At 69.4% G+C, this 17,747-nt stretch carries 21 protein-coding genes and 2 tRNA genes; 10 read left to right on the top strand and 13 right to left on the bottom strand.

The window, feature by feature from the left end:
• The first annotated feature begins 2 nt into the window (after positions 1 to 2).
• Both BLR90_RS06340 and BLR90_RS06335 read left to right on the top strand, forming a co-directional pair.
• On the top strand, positions 3 to 368 hold the full coding sequence (locus tag BLR90_RS06340; protein ID WP_091023656.1) for a hypothetical protein: 366 nt from the start codon (positions 3 to 5) through the stop codon (positions 366 to 368).
• A gap of 225 nt (positions 369 to 593) precedes the next feature.
• Positions 594 to 1,313 (top strand): nuclease-related domain-containing protein, encoded by a 720-nt coding sequence (locus BLR90_RS06335; protein WP_091023654.1) that lies wholly within the window; start codon positions 594 to 596, stop codon positions 1,311 to 1,313.
• 434 nt (positions 1,314 to 1,747) lie between these two features.
• Here the strand turns inward: BLR90_RS06335 and BLR90_RS06330 are convergent.
• The 7 genes from BLR90_RS06330 to BLR90_RS06300 form a co-directional block, all read right to left on the bottom strand.
• Positions 1,748 to 1,820 (bottom strand) — tRNA-Ala (locus BLR90_RS06330).
• A gap of 71 nt (positions 1,821 to 1,891) precedes the next feature.
• Positions 1,892 to 2,683, bottom strand: a complete 792-nt coding sequence (gene sepX, locus BLR90_RS06325; RefSeq protein ID WP_091023653.1) for a divisome protein SepX/GlpR — start codon at positions 2,681 to 2,683, stop codon at positions 1,892 to 1,894.
• 82 nt (positions 2,684 to 2,765) lie between these two features.
• Positions 2,766 to 3,320 carry a GNAT family N-acetyltransferase gene (locus tag BLR90_RS06320; protein ID WP_245715188.1) on the bottom strand — a complete coding sequence of 185 codons (555 nt, stop codon included), beginning with the start codon at positions 3,318 to 3,320 and terminating at the stop codon, positions 2,766 to 2,768.
• 40 nt (positions 3,321 to 3,360) lie between these two features.
• Positions 3,361 to 3,849 carry a MogA/MoaB family molybdenum cofactor biosynthesis protein gene (locus BLR90_RS06315; RefSeq protein WP_245715187.1) on the bottom strand — a complete coding sequence of 163 codons (489 nt, stop codon included), beginning with the start codon at positions 3,847 to 3,849 and terminating at the stop codon, positions 3,361 to 3,363.
• Positions 3,846 to 4,340 (bottom strand): cyclic pyranopterin monophosphate synthase MoaC, encoded by a 495-nt coding sequence (gene moaC / locus BLR90_RS06310; protein WP_091023649.1) that lies wholly within the window; start codon positions 4,338 to 4,340, stop codon positions 3,846 to 3,848. Before moaC ends, BLR90_RS06315 begins: the two co-directional genes overlap by 4 nt.
• The gene (gene glp / locus BLR90_RS06305) at positions 4,333 to 5,589 is read right to left on the bottom strand and encodes a molybdotransferase-like divisome protein Glp (protein WP_091023647.1); all 1,257 of its coding nucleotides are present in this window, start codon (positions 5,587 to 5,589) and stop codon (positions 4,333 to 4,335) included. Before glp ends, moaC begins: the two co-directional genes overlap by 8 nt.
• A complete protein-coding gene (locus BLR90_RS06300) occupies positions 5,582 to 6,970 on the bottom strand; it encodes a UTP--glucose-1-phosphate uridylyltransferase (RefSeq protein ID WP_091023646.1) in 1,389 nt (462 codons plus the stop codon). Before BLR90_RS06300 ends, glp begins: the two co-directional genes overlap by 8 nt.
• A 23-nt stretch (positions 6,971 to 6,993) precedes the next feature.
• Between BLR90_RS06300 and BLR90_RS06295 the strand changes: the two genes are divergently transcribed.
• Entirely contained in the window at positions 6,994 to 7,587 is a 594-nt protein-coding gene (locus BLR90_RS06295; RefSeq protein WP_091023643.1) for a 5-formyltetrahydrofolate cyclo-ligase, read from the top strand.
• Here the strand turns inward: BLR90_RS06295 and BLR90_RS06290 are convergent.
• On the bottom strand, positions 7,584 to 10,208 hold the full coding sequence (locus BLR90_RS06290; RefSeq protein WP_245715186.1) for a penicillin acylase family protein: 2,625 nt from the start codon (positions 10,206 to 10,208) through the stop codon (positions 7,584 to 7,586). The two genes, BLR90_RS06295 and BLR90_RS06290, sit on opposite strands and share 4 nt — an antisense overlap.
• Before the next feature lie 135 nt (positions 10,209 to 10,343).
• On the opposite strand from BLR90_RS06290, the gene BLR90_RS06285 reads away from it, so the two are divergent.
• The 3 genes from BLR90_RS06285 to BLR90_RS06275 are packed head-to-tail and all read left to right on the top strand — an operon-like array spanning position 10,344 to position 11,733.
• Positions 10,344 to 10,649, top strand: coding sequence for an FmdB family zinc ribbon protein (locus BLR90_RS06285; RefSeq protein WP_091023641.1), 306 nt, complete (start codon positions 10,344 to 10,346; stop codon positions 10,647 to 10,649).
• A 51-nt stretch (positions 10,650 to 10,700) separates the two neighbouring features.
• Positions 10,701 to 11,354: an SAF domain-containing protein gene (locus BLR90_RS06280; RefSeq protein WP_091023639.1), complete on the top strand. Its 654-nt coding sequence runs from the start codon at positions 10,701 to 10,703 to the stop codon at positions 11,352 to 11,354.
• 10 nt (positions 11,355 to 11,364) lie between these two features.
• Positions 11,365 to 11,733, top strand: coding sequence for an MscL family protein (locus tag BLR90_RS06275; protein ID WP_091023637.1), 369 nt, complete (start codon positions 11,365 to 11,367; stop codon positions 11,731 to 11,733).
• Positions 11,734 to 11,849: 116 nt separating this feature from the next.
• Here the strand turns inward: BLR90_RS06275 and BLR90_RS06270 are convergent, their stop codons facing one another.
• Positions 11,850 to 12,032, bottom strand: coding sequence for a hypothetical protein (locus BLR90_RS06270; protein ID WP_091023635.1), 183 nt, complete (start codon positions 12,030 to 12,032; stop codon positions 11,850 to 11,852).
• The gene (locus BLR90_RS06265; protein ID WP_091023633.1) at positions 12,029 to 13,255 is read right to left on the bottom strand and encodes an LCP family protein; all 1,227 of its coding nucleotides are present in this window, start codon (positions 13,253 to 13,255) and stop codon (positions 12,029 to 12,031) included. The genes BLR90_RS06270 and BLR90_RS06265 overlap by 4 nt, the downstream gene beginning before the upstream one ends.
• 174 nt (positions 13,256 to 13,429) lie before the next feature.
• Here BLR90_RS06265 and BLR90_RS06260 point away from each other — a divergent pair.
• From BLR90_RS06260 to BLR90_RS06245, 4 genes are all read left to right on the top strand, one after another.
• A tRNA-Arg gene (locus BLR90_RS06260) sits at positions 13,430 to 13,505 on the top strand.
• A gap of 344 nt (positions 13,506 to 13,849) precedes the next feature.
• The gene (locus BLR90_RS06255; protein WP_091023631.1) at positions 13,850 to 14,722 is read left to right on the top strand and encodes an alpha/beta hydrolase; all 873 of its coding nucleotides are present in this window, start codon (positions 13,850 to 13,852) and stop codon (positions 14,720 to 14,722) included.
• Between the two features lie 7 nt (positions 14,723 to 14,729).
• Entirely contained in the window at positions 14,730 to 15,293 is a 564-nt protein-coding gene (locus BLR90_RS06250; RefSeq protein ID WP_245715185.1) for an AAA family ATPase, read from the top strand.
• A 75-nt stretch (positions 15,294 to 15,368) separates the two neighbouring features.
• Complete coding sequence (locus BLR90_RS06245) at positions 15,369 to 15,650, top strand: hypothetical protein (protein WP_091023628.1); 282 nt, start codon at positions 15,369 to 15,371, stop codon at positions 15,648 to 15,650.
• A gap of 48 nt (positions 15,651 to 15,698) precedes the next feature.
• Here the strand turns inward: BLR90_RS06245 and BLR90_RS06240 are convergent, their stop codons facing one another.
• From BLR90_RS06240 to BLR90_RS06230, 3 genes are all read right to left on the bottom strand, one after another.
• The gene (locus BLR90_RS06240) at positions 15,699 to 16,088 is read right to left on the bottom strand and encodes a tyrosine-type recombinase/integrase (protein ID WP_245715184.1); all 390 of its coding nucleotides are present in this window, start codon (positions 16,086 to 16,088) and stop codon (positions 15,699 to 15,701) included.
• A gap of 342 nt (positions 16,089 to 16,430) precedes the next feature.
• A complete protein-coding gene (locus BLR90_RS06235) occupies positions 16,431 to 16,682 on the bottom strand; it encodes a hypothetical protein (protein ID WP_091023624.1) in 252 nt (83 codons plus the stop codon).
• Between the two features lie 199 nt (positions 16,683 to 16,881).
• On the bottom strand, positions 16,882 to 17,706 hold the full coding sequence (locus BLR90_RS06230; protein WP_170254270.1) for a matrixin family metalloprotease: 825 nt from the start codon (positions 17,704 to 17,706) through the stop codon (positions 16,882 to 16,884).
• Between the last annotated feature and the right edge of the window lie 41 nt (positions 17,707 to 17,747).

The following is a 17,747-nucleotide window of genomic DNA, read 5'->3' as shown; positions in this document are numbered from 1 at the left end:
CGATGATCACCCGCCGCGACGCTGCCCAACGCTTAGACATCCCCCTGGAGATGGCCACTCGACACGGCCTGCCCACGACGCTCACCGAAGCCCAGCTGCGTGAGATCGAGGACAGCCCGCCACCGTGGCTGGTCCAGTCCCGTGCGAATCGGACCGGCAAGAAGCCGGTGTGGGTCGATCTGGTCTGCAGTGTCTGCGGGTCTGCTGAGAGAGTTCGGCCGAAAAAATGGTGGCCGACATTCACATTCTTCAGTTGCGACCACCATCAGTCCTCCGATCTGCCGCCTCCGCTCCGCGGCGACCATCGTGAGGAGATCCTGGGGATTGGCAGCCGGTTCGTCGGCTGGGTCGACACCCCACTGGACTGAGCCAACCGTCGGCCAGCGCTAGGGCTGAGACCTTGCACTCCGCCGCTATCGACCGGTGCCTGTCGGATTGCGGGAGTTCAGTTCTGTAGAACTCTCCCATGACACGGTCACTTCGCGTTGACTATGACCTCCGTCTCTCGTGGAGTCCTCATGCCTCAGCACCAGCCATACTCGCGTCGCGAGCTACGCCAAAGACGAGGGGACTGGGTTCGTCGTAACGTCAAGTTGCTCACGGTCTTCACTGTCGGCGCGCTCGCTTTGTTCGCGTTCATCACGGTCCTGTTCGTGAAGGCAGCCCCGTCGACAAGCTTCACGTGGTGGCTGATGGGAGCCGTGCAGACAGGTCTCGTCGCGGGATATCTCCACTTGCTTCACTCGGCGTTCCTCGCCTTCGACGGCGAGGCCATCTGGCACGTGCGTGGCGCCTGGGGTGAAGACAACACTCGCAGCGAGCTCCAGCGCGCCAAACGAAAGCGGCTGGTCTGGGGGTGGGTGGACAGTGTTGGGCTGCAACACGGAGACATCGACCATCTCGTCGTGACGCGCAGGGGTGGCCTTGTCGTGATCGACTCGAAGTGGCGCAACCGGATTCACGACACCGCCGAGATGGCGCGTGCAGCCCAGAAGGTGCGCTTGCGCGCGGAGGGCCTGACCCGTGACCTGCTGAAAGGGCAGAGTCGAGGTAGCCGACGGGCCAAGGTCAACCCACTCGAAGTCACCTCGATCGTGGTTCTCTGGGGCGCCGCCCAGCGTGATGTTCCCGACGGCGCCGAGGTCGACGGCATCGCTTTCATCCCTGGCCGAAAGCTCGTGGCGTGGCTCGCCCAGCTGGACGACCAGCCGGTCGAAAGAGCAGCTGCGAACGAACTCGTGCGCAACGTGGAGAAGTATCGCGCTCGCGCGGAGGAGGCGAAGGCCTCCCGCGCAGCGGCGGGACGTCAGTAGATGAGGTAGCGCCATGCGCGCGAGTGACGAAGCTGTGCTGGTCGCCGAGCGCCGCATCGGCACTGTGCTGCAGGTCGGCTAGAAGGTCCGCCAGTTCCCGGGTGAAGTCGGACGGGGCCAAGTGGAACCGCCTCCTAGCGACCCATCAGCGACTTGCACTTCCGAGGAACCACCCGAGGCGCCACAAGTCGGCAACCGGGGATCCTCGGACTACCCCGCTGACCGCCTCAATGCGGTGAGCAGAAACTCACGTTGTTCCTGGAATCAGTGAGGCCTCGTGGCGATACCCGCTATTGGTCGGCCCGCGCCTGTCGGGGCAGGTGACCGTCTCACTGTGCGTTGCACACGTTGCAGGGGTACGCACGGGGCACCGAGGTTGCACCTGCAAGACCGGCCCTGCCCGCATAACTGCAGGTCAGAGCCGGATTCTTCGGTGGAGCTGAGGGGATTCGAACCCCTGACCTTCTCATTGCGAACGAGACGCGCTACCAACTGCGCCACAGCCCCTCCACGCCGCACGGGGTGACCGGCGGCGCGGGCGAAACGTTAGCACCAGCCCCACGGGCGGGCCGAATCGGTCAGGAGCCGGTGGCGCGGCGGGCTTCGTCGTCGGCGCGCGCACTCTTGGCGGCGCGTTCGGCCTGGTCGGCCTCGCGGGCGATCGCGCTGTCGGACTCGGTGCGGCCGGAGGTCCAGACACCGGTGGAGTCGAGGTCGATGGTGCGGACGGTGCGGCGGGTGGCCTGCTCCTTGGTGACGTACGTCGGGAGCGTGACGGGCACCGGGTCCCAGGCGTTGGGGTCGCGCTCGACCTCGACCTCCTCGACCACCGCGGAGATCTCCTCGGTGATCGGGCCGTCTGTCTCCGTCTCGGTCTCGACCAGCGGCAGCCGGGCGACCGGGGCGTCCGCGGCGCGCTCGCGCTTGACCATGAGCCGGCAGGCGACCAGCCACATCACGAGCACCGCGACCGGGATGGCGACGTAGGGCCACGAGATGACGGCGCCGATCGCGAGAGCGACCACGACGAGGTTGGCGGCCCCGATCAGCGACACGACGCGCAGGCGACGCTTGGCTGCGGCGGCCGCAGCGGCACGACGTACCTGGAGCTCCTGCCGCGACGGTGCGACCTCGGCGACGGGCACCTCCACGACGGGGACCGCGTTGGACGCGGGCCGTCCGGGGGTGACGACGAGCCGGGCGCTGCGGCGGCTGGTCGGCTCGCGCCGCGCCAGCACCCGCATCGTGTGCGAGAAACGCTCGACCGAGCGACTGCGGCCCGCGTCGTCGTGATGCCGGAGCGCCTTGGGGATCAGGTAGACGGCCCAGGCGACCGCCAGGGCTACGAAGATGAGTGCGCTCAGGTCCACATGCCCGAGGTTAGGTTCGATACCCCGGACTGGGACGGATGTCTACAGGTGTGTCGCAAATTGCTGTTGTGACTGGAGTGAATCAGCTGGGCGACCCGAGCCGCGCCAGCATCCCCTCGGGGCACTCCTCGACGGTGATCGCATAGAGGCGGTGGTCGCGCCACACGCCGTCGATGTGGAGGTAGCGCGGCGCGTACCCGATCTCCGCGAGGCCGAGCTTCTCCACGACCCGCAGGGAGTTGGAGTTCTCGGGGCGGATCGCGATCTCGATCCGGTGCAGGCGGGCGGCGGTGAAGCAGTGGTCGATCACCATGGCCACCGCGCGCGGCATCACGCCCCGCCCGGCGAAGTCGCGGTCGAGCCAGTAGCCCACCGACGCGAACTGCGCGGAGCCGCGCACGATGTTGTTGACCGTGACCTGGCCGGCGAAGTGGCCGTCGACCTCCACCGCGAAGGGGTACGTCGTGCCGTGGCGGGCCTGCCGGCGGAGCCGGCGTACCAGCGCGCGGAACGACGAGGTCCGGGCGTCGCTGCCGGGCGGGACGGTCGCGTCCCAGCGAACCAGCCACGCGGCGTTGCGCTGGCGGGCCGAGCGCCACGCCTCCGCGTCGGGGACGACGAGCGGACGCAAAGTCACCACCGGGTCGGTGCCCGACTCGAGCCGGGCCGGCCACGGCTTAATGGTCGCTCCCGACGATCTGCTCCAACGCGTGCACGAGGATCGGGCGGAGCACCTCGAGCCCGTCCTTCACGCCCCCGCGCGAGCCCGGCAGGTTGACCACGAGCGCCGTGCCGACGACTCCGGCCACTCCGCGCGAGAGCACGGCGGACGGCACGCCGGCCGCGACGCCGTACGCCCGGATCGCCTCGGCGATGCCCGGCACCTCACGATCGAGCAGCGGCCGGGTGACCTCGGGCGTCAGGTCGGTCGGGGTGAGGCCCGTGCCACCGGTGGTGAGCACGACCCGCGCGCCGGCGGCCACCGCGGCCGAGATCGCGGCGCCGACCGGGTCGCCATCGGGCACGACGGCGGTCGCGCCGACCTCGAAGCCGAGCTCGTTCAGGAAGTCGACGATCAGCGGGCCGGTGGTGTCCTCGTAGACGCCGGCCGCCGCCCGGTTGGACGCGACGACGACCGCGGCAAACAGGTCACGAGACGGGGTCACCGGGACCAGTCCCCCGACTTGCCCCCGGACTTGGCCTCCACCCGGACGTCGGTGATCACCGCGGCCTTGTCGACGGCCTTGACCATGTCGATCACGGTGAGCGCCGCGACCGAGACTGCCGTGAGCGCCTCCATCTCGACGCCGGTGCGGTCGGTGGTGCGGACGGTGGCCAGGATGTCGACGGACGTGTCGGTGACCGTGAGGTCGACCGACACCGACGACAGCGCGAGCGGGTGGCACAGCGGGATCAGCGACGGCGTCTGCTTGGCGCCCATGATCCCGGCCAGCCGGGCCACCGCGAGGGTGTCGCCCTTGGGGACGCCCTCGCCGCGCAGCAGGCCGATCACCTCGGCGGAGACCAGCACCCGCCCGGACGCGGAGGCCTCGCGCGCGGTGACGTCCTTGCCGGAGACGTCGACCATGTGGGCGGCGCCGGTCGCGTCGACGTGCGTGAGTCGGTGGCCCGTCTCGCCAGCCGTCTCGTCAGCCATGAGTTCCTCGATCCAGCAGCACGACCTGCACCTGGGCTCCCGGCTCGAGGGCCGTGACCTCCTCGGGCACCACGATCAACGCGTTGGAGGCGGCGAGGTCACCCACGAGGTGGGAGCCGGTGCCGCCGATCGGCTTCACGGTCACGGTCGCCCCATCGCTTGCTCCATCACTGGCGACCGCGTAGCGCCCGCGCAGGAACTGCCGCTTGCCCGACAGCGAGGCCACCGAGCCCTCCAGCGTCGCGGTGGTCGTCGGCTCGACGGCCGGCGTGAGCCCCATCAGGGTCCGCAGCGCGGGACGCACGAACAGCTCGAAGGAGATGTACGACGACACCGGGTTGCCCGGCAGCGTGAAGATCGGCACCCGCTGCTCGCCGACCACCCCGAAGCCCTGCGGCTTCCCGGGCTGCATCGCGACCCCGCCGAACCACACGGTCCCCAACGAGCGCAGCGCCGCCTTCACCACGTCGAAGTCACCCTGCGAGACGCCACCGCTGGTGACCACCACGTCGGCGTCGTCGAGCTGGGCGTGCAGCAGGGTCAGGAACGCGTCGGCGTCGTCGGGCACGATCCCGACGCGGACGTCGACGGCGCCGGCCCGTCGCGCGGAGGCGGCGAGCAGGTAGGAGTTGCCGTCGTAGATCGAGTCGGCGCCCAGCTGCTCGCCCGGCTCGCGCAGCTCGGAGCCGGTCGACAGTACGACGACGCGTGGCCGCGGCCGCACCGACACCGTCGCCCGGCCCACCGACGCCAGGAGGCCGAGGTGTCGCGGCCCGAGCACCGTGCCGGCGCTGATCAGGTGCTCGCCCTCGGTGACGTCGCCGCCGGCTCTCCGAATGTGTTGAGCCGGGCCGGGCGCCTGGGTGATCCGCACGCGCTGGGCGCCGCGGTCGGTCCACTCGTAGGGCACGACCGCGTCGGCCCCGTCCGGCATGGGCGCACCGGTCATGATCTTGGCGACGTGGCCGGGCGTGATGCTGCTCGGCCCGGCGCGGCCGGCGCCGATCTCGCCGACGACCGGCAGCTCGACCGGGGCCGCCTCGGAGGCGGCGAGCACGTCGTCACGTCGTACGGCGTAACCGTCCATCGCGGAGTTGTCGAAGCGGGGCAGGGAGAGCGGGGCGGAGACGTCCTCGGTGCAGACCAGGCCCAGGGCGTCCATCAGGGGCAGGTCGACCGCGGCGGCCGGGCGCAGGTCGGCGAGGACCCGCGCGAGGAAGTCGTCGACGGACTCGAGTCCGTCAGGCATCCGCCGTACCGCTCAGGACCGTGTCGGGCGCGACCCGCTCGGCCCTGGTGGCCTCGAGCTCGACGTCGCCGACCACCCGCACGCCCTTGCCGAAGGTCCAGTCGCCCTCGACCTTGAGCGAGGAGGCCCCCTTCATGGACGGCGCCCCCTCGGGGAAGCGCTTGTCGAACTCGCCGACCAGCTTGTAGAAGTCGGTGTCGAGGTCGACGAACGGCAGGGCGCCGGAGACCTGGTCGAGCACGAAGTCGCTGCCGATGTCGTAGACGTCGGAGCGCAGCACCAGCAGGTCGTTGGTCGTCTTGACCGGGACGAAGCGGTCGCGGCCGACCTCGATCAGCTGCGAGCCCTCGAACACCTCGACGGCGGCACCCATGGCGGTCTCGATCTGGATCACCGCGGGGGTCTTCGGGTCGGCGGGGTCGAGGCTCTTGACGTTGCGGATCAGCGGCAGCCCGAGGATGCCCTGACGGACGTCGAGCGCCTCCTTCATCGCGACCAGGTCGAACCACAGGTTGTTGGTCGAGCAGAAGCGGTGCCGCTCCAGGTCGGCCAGGGCCGCCACGTCGGCGGGCGGGGTCTGCGCGGTCTCGCGCAGCACGATCCGGCCGTCCTGCTTGCGGCGGGCGAAGTGGCCGCCCTTGCGGTCGGACGCCGTACGGCGGACCGCCTCGATCGCGAACGGCGCACCGGAGCCTGCGAACCAGCCCGCGACCCGCGCGTCGGGCACGGCGCCGAGGTTGTCGGAGTTGGAGACGAAGACGTAGCGGAAGCCCTGCTCGATGAGCTGGTCGAGAAGGCCGGTGCCGCGCAGCGCGGTGTAGACGTCGCCGTGCCCGGGCGGACACCACTCGAGGTCGGGGTCCTTGGGGTAGGCCGCCGGCGAGAGGTCCTTCTCCAGCAGCTTGGGCTCCTTGTTCTGGAGGAACTCCAGCGGCAGCCCGTCGACCGGCAGGTCGGTGTAGCGGCCGAGCGCGGCCATGGTGTCGGCCGAGGTGCGGAAGCTGTTCATGAAGATCAGCGGGATCGGGGCGTCGTACTCCGCGCGCAGGTGCAGCACCTGCCGAGCGATGATGTCGAGGAACGACAGGCCGCGGCGCACGCACAGCAGCGACTTGGCGCGGTCCATGCCCATGGAGGTGCCGAGGCCGCCGTTGAGCTTGATCACCGCAGTGTGCCGGATGGCCTCGGCGGCCACCTCGTCGTCCACCTCGACGTCGCTCAGCGCCTGCATGTCGACGGGCTCGATCGAGGACTCGGGGATCATCCCGGTCTCGCCGTGCTCGAGCAGGCGGTAGTAGTGGGCGAACGTCTCGATCGCCACCTCGTCCACGCCGGCGTCCACCATCTTGGCGCGGGCTCTCTGCAAGCCAGGGCTACCCATACTGCCGATCGTAGGCTTGCCTCATGCAAACGCCGCAACCGAGCCCAGGACCGCTCGCCAAGGCGGCCCTGCGCGACCAGCTCGTCACCGTCCGCAACCGGCGGTCGGTGGCCGAGCTGGGCGACGCCGCCCGGGACCTCGCGGACCGTCTCCTGGCCTGTGAGGAGGTACGACGAGCCGCGTCGGTGGCGGCCTACGTGGCGGTCGGCACCGAGCCCGGCACGGCCCCGCTGCTGGCCGCCCTGCTCGACGCCGGCAAGCGGGTGATCCTGCCCGTGGTGCTGCCCGGCAACGACCTCGACTGGGCGGTCCACACCGGCGACGCGGGGCTGGTCCCCGCGCGCTTCGGGCTGCTCGAGCCCAGCGGACCCCGGCTCGGGGTCGACGCGATCGCCACGCCCGACGTGGTCCTCGTCCCGGGTCTCGCGGTCAACGACGCGGGGTTCCGGCTCGGCCGCGGCGGCGGCTGCTACGACCGCGCGCTGGCCCGGGTGCCGGTCGGCACGTTCACCTGCGTGGTGCTCTACGACGACGAGGTCGGACGCGACGTCCCGGTCGAGCCGCACGACCTCCGCGTCACCGCCGCAGTGACGCCGTCGGGGCTGCGGAGGTTCTAGTCGGCGTCAGCCGGCACGAGCGTGAGCGTGTCGGCACCGGCGTCGACGACCGCGTCGCGGCCGAAGAGCCACGGGAGCGTCTCGCCGTCGGCCCACACGTCGGTCTGGTCGGTGTAGTGCTCGCTGAACGGGTGGCCCGAGACGCCGGTGAGGTTGACCCAGCGCGAGTCGTCGAAGTCGCCCAGGGACACGACCATGCGCACCGACGGCGCCCACACCACGCCGTACCCCTCGGCGGCGTCCCAGCCGGTGGCGTTGACGATGGCGTTGCCTCCGGCGACCTCCCAGCCGCCGCGATTGAACATCCGCTCGACCACGCCGATCCCGGACTCGCCGAGGGTGGCCGAGCGCAGCTGGAGCCGGTGCAGCGCTCCCCACGACCAGTCGTCGGGGTTGGGCGACTGGCGCGAGGTCAGCTCGTTGCGTGCGGCGAGCAGCGCGGCGCGGATGATGTCGTCGCGGGTCTCGACCTCGGTCTCGGTGGTGACGTCGTCCCACCACGGCGACGTCGGCTCGTCGAGGAGCTGCTCCATCACCGCCATCCAGCGCTGGCCGCCCTCGGGCCAGGTCTCCTCGGGCAGCTCGTCGTGGAACGTGAGCTCGAGCAGGTTGCGCCAGGTGACGTTGTAGTAGGCGGCGGCCCCGCTGTCGGCGCCCTGGCGGAAGTCCCAGTCGCGCAGCAGCCGCTGCCCGCCCGACGCATAGCCGCGGCGCAGCCGCACGTCGAGGAGGTACGGCGTGAGCACCGGCGCCATCGGGTTGAGGTCGTCGAGCTGGAGCGTCAGCATCTCCTCGACCGACAGCTCGCCGGCCTCGACCACCCGGGTCCGGATCCGCTCGGAGCGGTAGCCCAGGTCCCAGTCGCCGGTGAGGAAGTAGGGGTAGTCCTCGTCGTCGATGACGGCCTGGTTGGCCGTGACCACGAAGCCCTCTTCGGGGTCGAGCACGTTGGGCAGACCGTCGTAGGGCACGTACTCCCCGGTCCAGTCGTTCTCGGGCCGCCAGCCCGCGGAGGGCAGGACGCCGTCGTTGCCGGACTTGCGGATCGGCACCCGGCCCGACGCCTGGTAGCCGATGTGGCCGGAGCGGTCGGCGTAGACGATGTTCTGGGCGGGTACGGCGAAGTCGGCGATGGCCGCGTGGAAGGAGTCCCAGTCGGTGGCCAGGTTGAGCGCGAGGATCGCGTCGGCCGTGGTGCTCGGCTGGAGTGCCGTCCACGCGAGCGAAACGGCGTACTCCCCGGCATCCTCCGCGGTGTCGTCGGCGCCGGGAGGGCGCTCGACCGGGGCGAGGTCGGCGACGTCGGCGAGCACGTCGTCGACGTCGGAGAGCAGCGGGCCGTGCCGGGTCGCCCGCACCGTGACCTCGACGTCGTCGGCGCCGGCGACCTCGATCGTCTCGGTGCGGACCTGCAGCGGGCGGGCCTTGCCGTCGTAGCGCCAGGTGTCGCCCTCGACCCGCTCGACGTAGAGGTCGGTGACGTCGGGGCCGAGGTTGGTGAAGCCCCAGGCGATGTCGGCGTTGTGGCCGATGATCACGCCGGGTACGCCGGAGAAGGTGACGCCGGCGACGTCGAGCGGGCAGGCCGCCGAGACGTCGCGGCAGTGCAGGCCCATCTGCATCCACACGCCCGGCAGGCCAACCCCGAGGTGCGGGTCGTTGGCGAGCAGCGGCTCGCCGGTCGCGGAGTGGGCGCCGTCGACCACCCAGGAGTTGCTGCCGACGCCCTCGCCGCTGCCCAGCCACGACGGCATCCGGTCGAGCCCGGCCTGTAGCCGCGCGAACGGCTCCCGCTGGGCCGCGGTGAACGGCGGCCGCTGCGGGTTGCGGGTGCCGCCGGTGGTGGCGTCCTGCTCGAAGACCCCGTCGACGACGGCGCCCTGGCCGACGATCGGCGCGTGGTCGGCGAAGGGGTACGGCGGGTAGAGCTCCGCGGCGCGCTCCGCACCGACGGCGTCGGTAGTGAGGACCCGGTCGATCTCCTCGACCATGTTGCCGCGCAGGTCCCAGGCCATCGCCTTGAGCCAGGCCAGCGAGTCGACCGCGGTCCAGTCCTCGGGCCGGTAGTCGAGCCCGCCGGCGTTGAGGACGGTGTACTCCAGCGCGATCTCCGAGGGTGAGCTCACGGCGAGGAACGCGTTGACGCCGTCGGCGTACGCCTCCAGGGCAGCGCGGGTGTCGGGCTTGATCAGCGCGAGCTCGCGCTCGGCCACCCGGCGCCAGCCCATGGTGCGCACGTAGAGGTCGCTCTCGAGGGCGTCCTCGCCGAACAGCTCGGCCAGGCGCCCGGCAGTGGCGTGGCGGCGTACGTCCATCTCGAAGAAGCGCTCCTGCGCGTGGACGTAGCCCTGCGCCCGCATCAGGTCGGGCACGGAGTCGCCGTAGAGCTGGGGGATGCCGTGCTCGTCGCGGACGACCTCCACCTCGGCCTCCAGGCCGGGGAGCTCGAGCGTGCCCGAGGTCTGGGGCAGCGGCCGGCGGGCCAGCACCACGAAGACGACCAGGCCGGCGACGAGGAGCAGCACCAGGGCGATGGAGAGGTACGTCGTGAGGCGCAGCACCCGTGGCAGCCGCATGAAGGACTGCCAGGCGCTTCGCTTCGGTGCTGTGTCCTCGGTCATGGCTGCGACACATTGTGCCGTGTCGTAGAATTGGCAGTCGCCAGGGCGGAGTGCCAGATTCCGCGCGGGATGTACGAGCGCAGCGAGTACTCCCAATGGAAAGACGAAGTCTTTTCACACCATCGAGGAGACACCGTGCCGACCTACCAGTACGCCTGCACCGACTGCGGGCACGACTTCGAGCAGTTCCAGAGCTTCTCCGAGGACACGCTCACCGACTGCCCGCAGTGCGACGGCCGCCTACGCAAGCTGTTCAACGCCGTGGGCGTGGTCTTCAAGGGCTCCGGCTTCTACCGCAACGACAGCCGGTCGACCACCAGCTCGACCGACGCTCCGGCCGCGAAGTCCGAGTCGACCGCGACCAAGACCGAGACGAAGTCCGAGTCCAAGACCGAGTCGAAGCCGGCCGCAGCGACCCCCGCGGCGAGCGCCTCCTCCTGACCCCTGTGGAGAGCGGACCCGTCCCGGGCCGCGCTCACCTAGCGTCGTGGGATGGACCCCCACCTCGCCGGCACCCGTGACCGCCTGACGGGCGTACGCCGGCGGCTGCGCCGCGCGGTGCTGCGGCGCCGCCGGCCGCTCGCGGCGCTGCTGACCGCGGTCGCCGTGGCCGCGGGGCTGCACGCGGTGACCGCTCCCCCACCCGCGACCGTGACCGTCAGCGTCGCGGCCCGCGACCTCCCGGCCGGCGCGGTGCTCCGCGCCGACGACCTGGTGGCGGTCGACTTCGCACCCGGATCGGTGCCCGACGACCTGGCCGACGACGCCGTCGGTCGCACGCTGGCGGCCCCGCTGCGCCGCGGCGAGCCGGTGACCGCCGTACGTCTCGTGGGGCCGTTGCTCACCGCCGGCTCACCCGGGCTGGTCGCCACCCCGGTCCGACTGCCCGACGGCGGGATGGTCGCGCTGCTCGAGGTGGGTGACCGGGTCGACCTGCTCGCGGCCGACCCCCGGGCCGGCGACGCCGAGGTCGTGGCCTCCGGCCTGCCGGTGCTGGCGATCCCGGACGAGACCGAGGCCGAGGGAGTCACCGCGTCGGGTCTGCCCGGGCGCCTGGTCGTCGTCGGCGCGGAGCCGGACGAGGTGCCCGGCATCGCCGCCGCCGCGGTCCGCGCGTTTGTGACATTCACCTGGAGCGGTGGATAGGTTCGAAGCCATGACTGGCTTCAAGAACTTCATCCTCCGGGGCAACCTCGTCGACCTCGCCGTGGCTGTCATCATCGGCACCGCGTTCGCCGCGGTCGTCACCGCCTTCACCGGCATGCTGCTCTCCGCCATCGCCAAGATGCTCGGAGGCGAGCAGCCCAACTTCGACAACTACGCACCCGGCGAAGTCGAGGTAGGCCCGTTCCTGACCGCCCTCATCGCGTTCCTGATCCTGGCCGCGGTCGTCTACTTCTTCGTAGTCACGCCCTACGTCAAGGCCAAGGAGCGCTTCTTCCCGAGCCCCGAGCCGGGCACGCCCGAGGACATCAGGCTGCTCCAGGAGATCCGCGACCTGCTGGCGACCCGCCCCCAGGCCTGACGCTCGGCTTGCCGGGCCCGGCGGATCTCAGCAGATGCTGAGATCCCCGTCGTTCCGGGCAGTTCCTACTCGCCAGAACGACGGCGAAACCCCCAGAACCTGCCCGGACTCCCGGGTCAGCCTCCGTGGTGAGGCGGCACCTGAGCCTTGAGCCACTCCTCGGAGGGGTTGCCGTCGGAGGGGGCACCGGGCTCGCGCTCGTCGCTGGTGGTGTCGGGCAGTACGTCGCCGAACACCGCGGCCAGACGGCGCTTGCGCTGCCACTCGGTCTCCGTCGTCGGGTCCGGGGTCTCGGTCATGCGCAGAGACCTGCGGCCTCACGCTCGGCGGCCAGGTCCTCGTCGGGGTCCGGGCTGGCGGAGCCGCTGGGCGACCCGCTGGCCCCGCCGCTCGGCGTACCGCTCCCGGAGCCGGGCAGCTGGCCGGCGTCGATGGCGTCGGAGGTGAGGCGTCGGCTCAGCGGCTCGTCGTCGAGGACCCGCTGCCAGACCTTGTCGGCCTCGGGGAGCCACACGACGCGTCCTTCGTAGCCCTCGCGGGTGTCGTAGGCCCACGGCACGGTGACGAACTTGATGTTGTCGAGGCCGATGTTCTTGAACCCGAGGCCGAGGCGCCCGATCTTGAAGACGTCCTCGAGGCCCGGGTCGACGATCAGCGACTTGGTGGCGGCGTTGAGGAAGCCGACCAGCCGGTCGAAGCGGGCGATGGTGCCACCGGAGATGACCTTCGCGGCCATGGCGGCGATGAACGCCTGCTGACGCTGGATGCGGCCGATGTCGGAGCCGTCGCCCAGCGTGTAGCGCGCCCGGACATAGTTGAGCGCCTCCTTGCCCCGGATCTCGCGGGTGCCGGCCGGGATGCTGATCCCGTGGGCGGGGTCCTCGATGTCCTCGGGGATGCAGACCTCGACGCCGTCGATGGCGTCGACCATGTCCTTGAAGCCCGCGAAGTCGACGACGACGAAGTGGTCGACGCGGACGTCGGTCAGCTGCTCGAACTGCTGGATCGTGCACGCCGGCCCGCCGAGGGCGAAGGCGGTGTTCCACATCTCGTCCTCGCCACCGGGGATGGTCTCGCCGTCCTTGGTCTTGCAGTCGGGGCGGGTGACCAGCGAGTCGCGCGGGATGCTGACGCCGTACGCGTGCTCGCGGTCCGCGGAGAGGTGCATCAGGATCGTGGTGTCGGAGCGGGCGCCGTCACCGGTGAGGCCGTCGATGTTGTTGCCGTCGCCGTCGCGGGTGTCGGAGCCCATGACCAGGATGTTGAGCGGCTCCTGGGGCTCGTTGGACCGCGCCTTGTCGGGCCGGTCCGTGAGCTGGTCGGAGATGTCGAGCACCGTGAGGTTGTCGGACAGGTGTCGCGCGATGAACACCACTGACAGGCCCGTGACCATGCCGAGCACCACCAGCGTGGCGACCACGACCTTGGCGACGACGTGACGCTTGCGGACGCGGCCGCGGCGCCGCCCCTTGCCATCCGGGGTCGAGGAGGTCTCGGCAGGGCCGTGCTCTGCGTCTGACATTCTCACCTTCGCGGACGGGGACAGGACGGGTTGCGCACTTGTGAAGTTACTGGCCGAACCTGAGCGGAACCCAAATTGTCGCGCCGACTGGTGAGTAGGCCAAACCCTCGCCTCCCCCGAGCCCGTGGCAAACTACCCGCTGGCGCGGCGCCGACACCGACCGCTGGCGCCCACGCCCCAGTAGCTCAGTGGATAGAGCAGCCGCCTCCTAAGCGAAAGGTCGCAGGTTCGACTCCTGCCTGGGGCACCACAGTTCACGCAGGTCATACGCCCAATATGCCGATCCAATTAACACCGCGTGCCACCCACGTGCCACAGAGCGCAGACAGGCGAGAGTTCCTTCGCTCAAGCACCTGGGCGCATTGCCGCACTACGCAGATGTGTTCAAGCTCGGCCCGCGGCACCCGTGCTGGGTGCCCGCCCTCCGGACCGTTCTCCGCACCGCTTGGGGGGCGACAAGAACACTTGGCGGCGACTCGGCCGCCCACACCCGGAGCCATGGCTGACACTCAGCAGGGGGACGCACGGATCTGCTTGATGAGCGGGCGAGAAAAGCCGTCGTGAGCCATGACCTCTTTGTGTAAGTTGCGCGGAGTGACCACGGAGATTCCCTTCGGCCCGCTTCCCAGCGACCAGTCGGACGTCCGCTACCTCCACGGCCCCGACTCGACTGTTCAGGAAGGCGTGCCCACGGGCACGATCACGGCGTTCGAGTGGAACGACAGCACCGCGTACCCGGGCACGTCACGCAAGTTCTGGGTCTACGTGCCCGCGCAGTACGACGCGCTGGAGCCGGCGTCGTTGATGGTCTTCCAGGATGGGCAGTTCTACCTGAGCCCCGACGGGGAGGTCCGCGGCGCCATCGTGCTGGACAACCTCATCCACCGCGGCGACATCCCGATCACCATCGGCGTGTTTGTGGACCCGGGGGTCTTCGAGGATGTCGAGGATCCCGACGACCGGAAGAACCGCAACGCCGAGTACGACGCTTTCGACGACCGCTACGTCAACTTCCTCCTGGACGAGGTCATCCCCGAGGTCACGACGAGGTGGGCGATCACCGACGACCCCGACCGCTGGGGTATCTGCGGCGGCAGCAGTGGCGGCAACTGTGCCCTCACCGCCGCGTGGCTGCGCCCCGACGCCTTCCGCCGGGTCATCTGCTGCCTGTCCAGCTTCGTGCAGATGCCGGACGGCAACCCCTACCCTGCGCTCATTCCCGAGGCGCCCCGCAAGCCGCTGCGCATCTTCATGCAGGCCGGCCACCGCGACCTGTACTGGAACGAGCCGGAGTGGAACTGGCTCGCCAACAACCTGCGGGTCGCCGCTGCGCTGGCAGAGGCAGAGTACGACTTTCGGCTCGTCCTCGGCGACGGAGGCCACAGCCCGAATCACGGCGGTGTCCTGATGCCGGACGCCCTGCGCTGGACCTTCCGACCGACCGGCGCCGAGCAGACAGGCGCATGAGGCGGTGTTGGACAACGGAGGGTGCTGCCTGATCGTCACAGGGGCACCCGGCTCCGGCAAGTCGACCGTCTCGCGCCTGGTCGCCGGTCGCCTCAACCGCTCGGCGGTGCTGAACGGCGACCAGGTCAACCGGTTGGTCGTCAGCGGCCGGGTCGGGCCACTCGACAGGCCGGCCGCCGAAGCTGCGCGCCAGGTCCAGCTCTGCAACGAGAACCTGTGCGCTCTCGCGGCGAACTTCGCCGACGCGGGCATCACTCCGGTCATCGACTGGATCATCCCGGACCGTGCCCAGCTCGATTTCTACCACCTGGCTCTGAGCCCTCGACGGGTGCTGCTTGTGGTTCTGGCGCCCAGCATCGATGCATGCCGCCACCGAAACGCCGAGCGCGACCCTGAGGATCAGTTCTTCTTTGAAGGCTACGAGTCGTTGGCGGCCGAGATGCGCCGCGGCTTCGGCACCATGGGCTGGTGGTTCGACACCACAGCACTCACCGCCGACGAGACAGCAGCGCGGATCGTCGCTGAGGCCCCGCGGCTTGCCGGCCACGGCTTCACACGCCTCTCCCAGTGAATGCACTCATCTGCCGCGATGAGGTCATTGCCGACGAGGTGGGTCCTGCGGCCGTTGGTTTAGTAGCCTCGCCATATGTCCGACAAGTCAGAGCGCCGGGCTGAGCGCGAGGTTGTGGCGGCGTATCACGAGGCTCGATTGGCCGAGCTTGTCCAGCGTGTGGGCGACGCTGTTTACGGCTTTCGTGCAGGCGAACTTGATGCCTTTCAGACCGACCAGGTCATCTTCCAGTACAGCCGTGCCGCGAAGGAGCTCTGGAAGTTCTGCAACCTCTCCGACGTCGAGTTCACCGCGAGCCTGATTGGTGACCAGGCACCGACCGACTGGTGGGAGCGGGGTGCGCCGAGGCGTCCATGATCGCGGCGTCGGCGCCCATGGGATCCGCACCGACCCCGTCGCCGAGCGTCAGGTTCCCGACGCCATGAAGGCGGCGAGGATGTAGTTGGGATGGCGGTCGAGGTTCTTGCGTGCACGGTCGTAGCGCATGGTTGTTCGGGGGTCGGCGTGCCGGGCAGCGATCTGAACGTCGCGGAGGTCCACGCCTGCGTCGAGCATCGTGGTGACAAAGGTGTGGCGAAGCATGTGCGGGTGCATCCGAGCAATCTCGATGCCAGCCGTGGCGGCAAGCCGCTTGAGCCGGCGCGTGGCGACATGTCCGCTCATCCTGGTCTCGGCGCGGCTGCGCAGGATTGGCCCGGAACTTCGGTCGCCTTTGGCCCGATCGATGGCGCGGCCAACGGCTGGCGGTAGCGGGGTGAGCACGACCTTGTCGCCCTTGCCATGGACTCTGAGCACTCGGTGACCGTGCACTTCGCTGAGCCCTTCGATGTCGGAGTCTCTCCGGAGCACGCGACGTGCCGCACGCTCATCGGCAAGACCGCGCGGAACGCGGCAAAGCGGGCGAGCGTAGCCGCCCGCAACGCGGGATGCTGCCGTTGGTTAATGAGACTTCTCGTGGTTATGAGCCCAACCCACAGCGGTCCCCTCGTCGGGCGACGGCGGGGAATCTGCGAGGCAGACGCCACAGCGGGCGAAGAATGCGCGCTTGTTCGGACGGCTCATGTGCAGCCGCCACAGATCCGGCCACCACACCATCACCTGGTGCGTGGCCACCACGCAGTAGCTGACCTCGAAAGGTCAGTCGGCGCAGCGGGAGATCTCGTCCGCGACCCAGCCGCCCTGAGGGAGCTTCGTCAAGCTTGCGCTGACCACTGTTCCGCGTTCGTCGTCCACGACGTACCCACGCGCCGAGGAGTCGGACTCCTCGGCGATCACGATGTTGACGTCATCCTCGGCCCATCCGTTCATCACCTGCTCCGGAGACTCGGCACCGACTTCGGCGTTTGCCTCGTACAGGTCGCTAACTGAGGTTGTGACCTTGCAAGTCATCGGTGGAACATCTGAGGAGCTTGCTGGCGTTGGCTCAGCAGCCCACTCTGCTCCAGTACCGGTTGCTTCTCCGCAGGACGTGACGCCCCACATTGCGCCGACTGTGAGAACAGTTACGGCGAACCTTCTTAGCATGTTGTGCCCCTTCGTTCGACCTGCCCGAGACTGGTTGGACGGATGTGGGGACTCCTTGGTTCCATCAGTAGCGCGCCTGGAGGCCGAGCACGTCGCCCTTACCGAGGGTGCGGAAGCCAATGAAGCAAGGTGAGACCGCGCGGAGCATCGTTTGGTGCGTGTCGCTCACGTGATCCAGGCCGAACCAGTGACCGAACTCGTGGGTGAGTGCTCCCTCGAGATCGTACTCGGTGCTGCAGCCGGGGCCGGCGCCGTTGGTGGTCCATACGTTTGCATCGTTGTCCAACTCAATGTCTGCTTCGACTATCTCGCTGGCGCCTGCGTGGGCGACAGCGATTGTGCATGTGGTTCCCAAAACGTTGGGTTGACGGTTGTCGAAGTACACCGTGTGGATGCCGTTGTGCGACGGGCTGCTTGCTGCAGCGCATGTGGATTGCCCAGCGGAGTTGTACCCGATTGCTGCCGTCGCGTTCGTGTCACCCTGGTAAACCTGCCCGATGTCGACTTGGTCAGGCATGCCGCACTGATTGTTCTGCTGGGTGATGTTCTCCATGGCGCTTCTCATGGACGTGACGGCGTTGCTGGCTACGAGATCATCCGCACGAATGGTGCCCGCGTTGATGTACCACGGCACAGCTGCGGTGTACCACTTTCTGGCAAGCAACGCGTACTGCTGCGAATCGCATGGGCCTACGGTTGGGTCAGGAATTTGTCCCGGGGATCCCTCAAGGTCGGCCCCTTCTTCGATGACCTCGATATTGCCCTCTAGCGTGGTTTCGACGCTCATGCTCGTTGAGCCTCCGTCCACGCGCATGTCCTCGACCTCGGCGATGTATCCAGGATCGGGAACAGGCAGGACTCCCAGTTCGCCGGCGACCTTGTCGCCCACGAGCGAGCATGCGGTAGCGGACGAACCGTCAGCTTCGGACA

Source organism: Nocardioides szechwanensis, from assembly GCF_900103935.1.
Lineage (GTDB): Bacteria > Actinomycetota > Actinomycetes > Propionibacteriales > Nocardioidaceae > Nocardioides > Nocardioides szechwanensis.
This window is presented reverse-complemented; position numbering and strand designations above follow the sequence as displayed.

Bases quoted from the DNA above. Each gene is read 5' to 3' on its own strand.
- BLR90_RS06270 (WP_091023635.1), bottom strand. From the start codon at position 12,032: ATGACCGAGACCCCGGACCCGACGACGGAGACCGAGTGGCAGCGCAAG.
- BLR90_RS06280 (WP_091023639.1), top strand. From the start codon at position 10,701: ATGGACCCCCACCTCGCCGGCACCCGTGACCGCCTGACGGGCGTACGC.
- BLR90_RS06290 (WP_245715186.1), bottom strand. From the start codon at position 10,208: ATGACCGAGGACACAGCACCGAAGCGAAGCGCCTGGCAGTCCTTCATG.
- BLR90_RS06340 (WP_091023656.1), top strand. From the start codon at position 3: ATGATCACCCGCCGCGACGCTGCCCAACGCTTAGACATCCCCCTGGAG.
- BLR90_RS06295 (WP_091023643.1), top strand. From the start codon at position 6,994: ATGCAAACGCCGCAACCGAGCCCAGGACCGCTCGCCAAGGCGGCCCTG.
- BLR90_RS06245 (WP_091023628.1), top strand. From the start codon at position 15,369: ATGTCCGACAAGTCAGAGCGCCGGGCTGAGCGCGAGGTTGTGGCGGCG.
- BLR90_RS06300 (WP_091023646.1), bottom strand. From the start codon at position 6,970: ATGGGTAGCCCTGGCTTGCAGAGAGCCCGCGCCAAGATGGTGGACGCC.
- BLR90_RS06265 (WP_091023633.1), bottom strand. From the start codon at position 13,255: ATGTCAGACGCAGAGCACGGCCCTGCCGAGACCTCCTCGACCCCGGAT.
- moaC (WP_091023649.1), bottom strand. From the start codon at position 4,340: ATGGCTGACGAGACGGCTGGCGAGACGGGCCACCGACTCACGCACGTC.
- glp (WP_091023647.1), bottom strand. From the start codon at position 5,589: ATGCCTGACGGACTCGAGTCCGTCGACGACTTCCTCGCGCGGGTCCTC.
- BLR90_RS06275 (WP_091023637.1), top strand. From the start codon at position 11,365: ATGACTGGCTTCAAGAACTTCATCCTCCGGGGCAACCTCGTCGACCTC.
- BLR90_RS06235 (WP_091023624.1), bottom strand. From the start codon at position 16,682: ATGACTTGCAAGGTCACAACCTCAGTTAGCGACCTGTACGAGGCAAAC.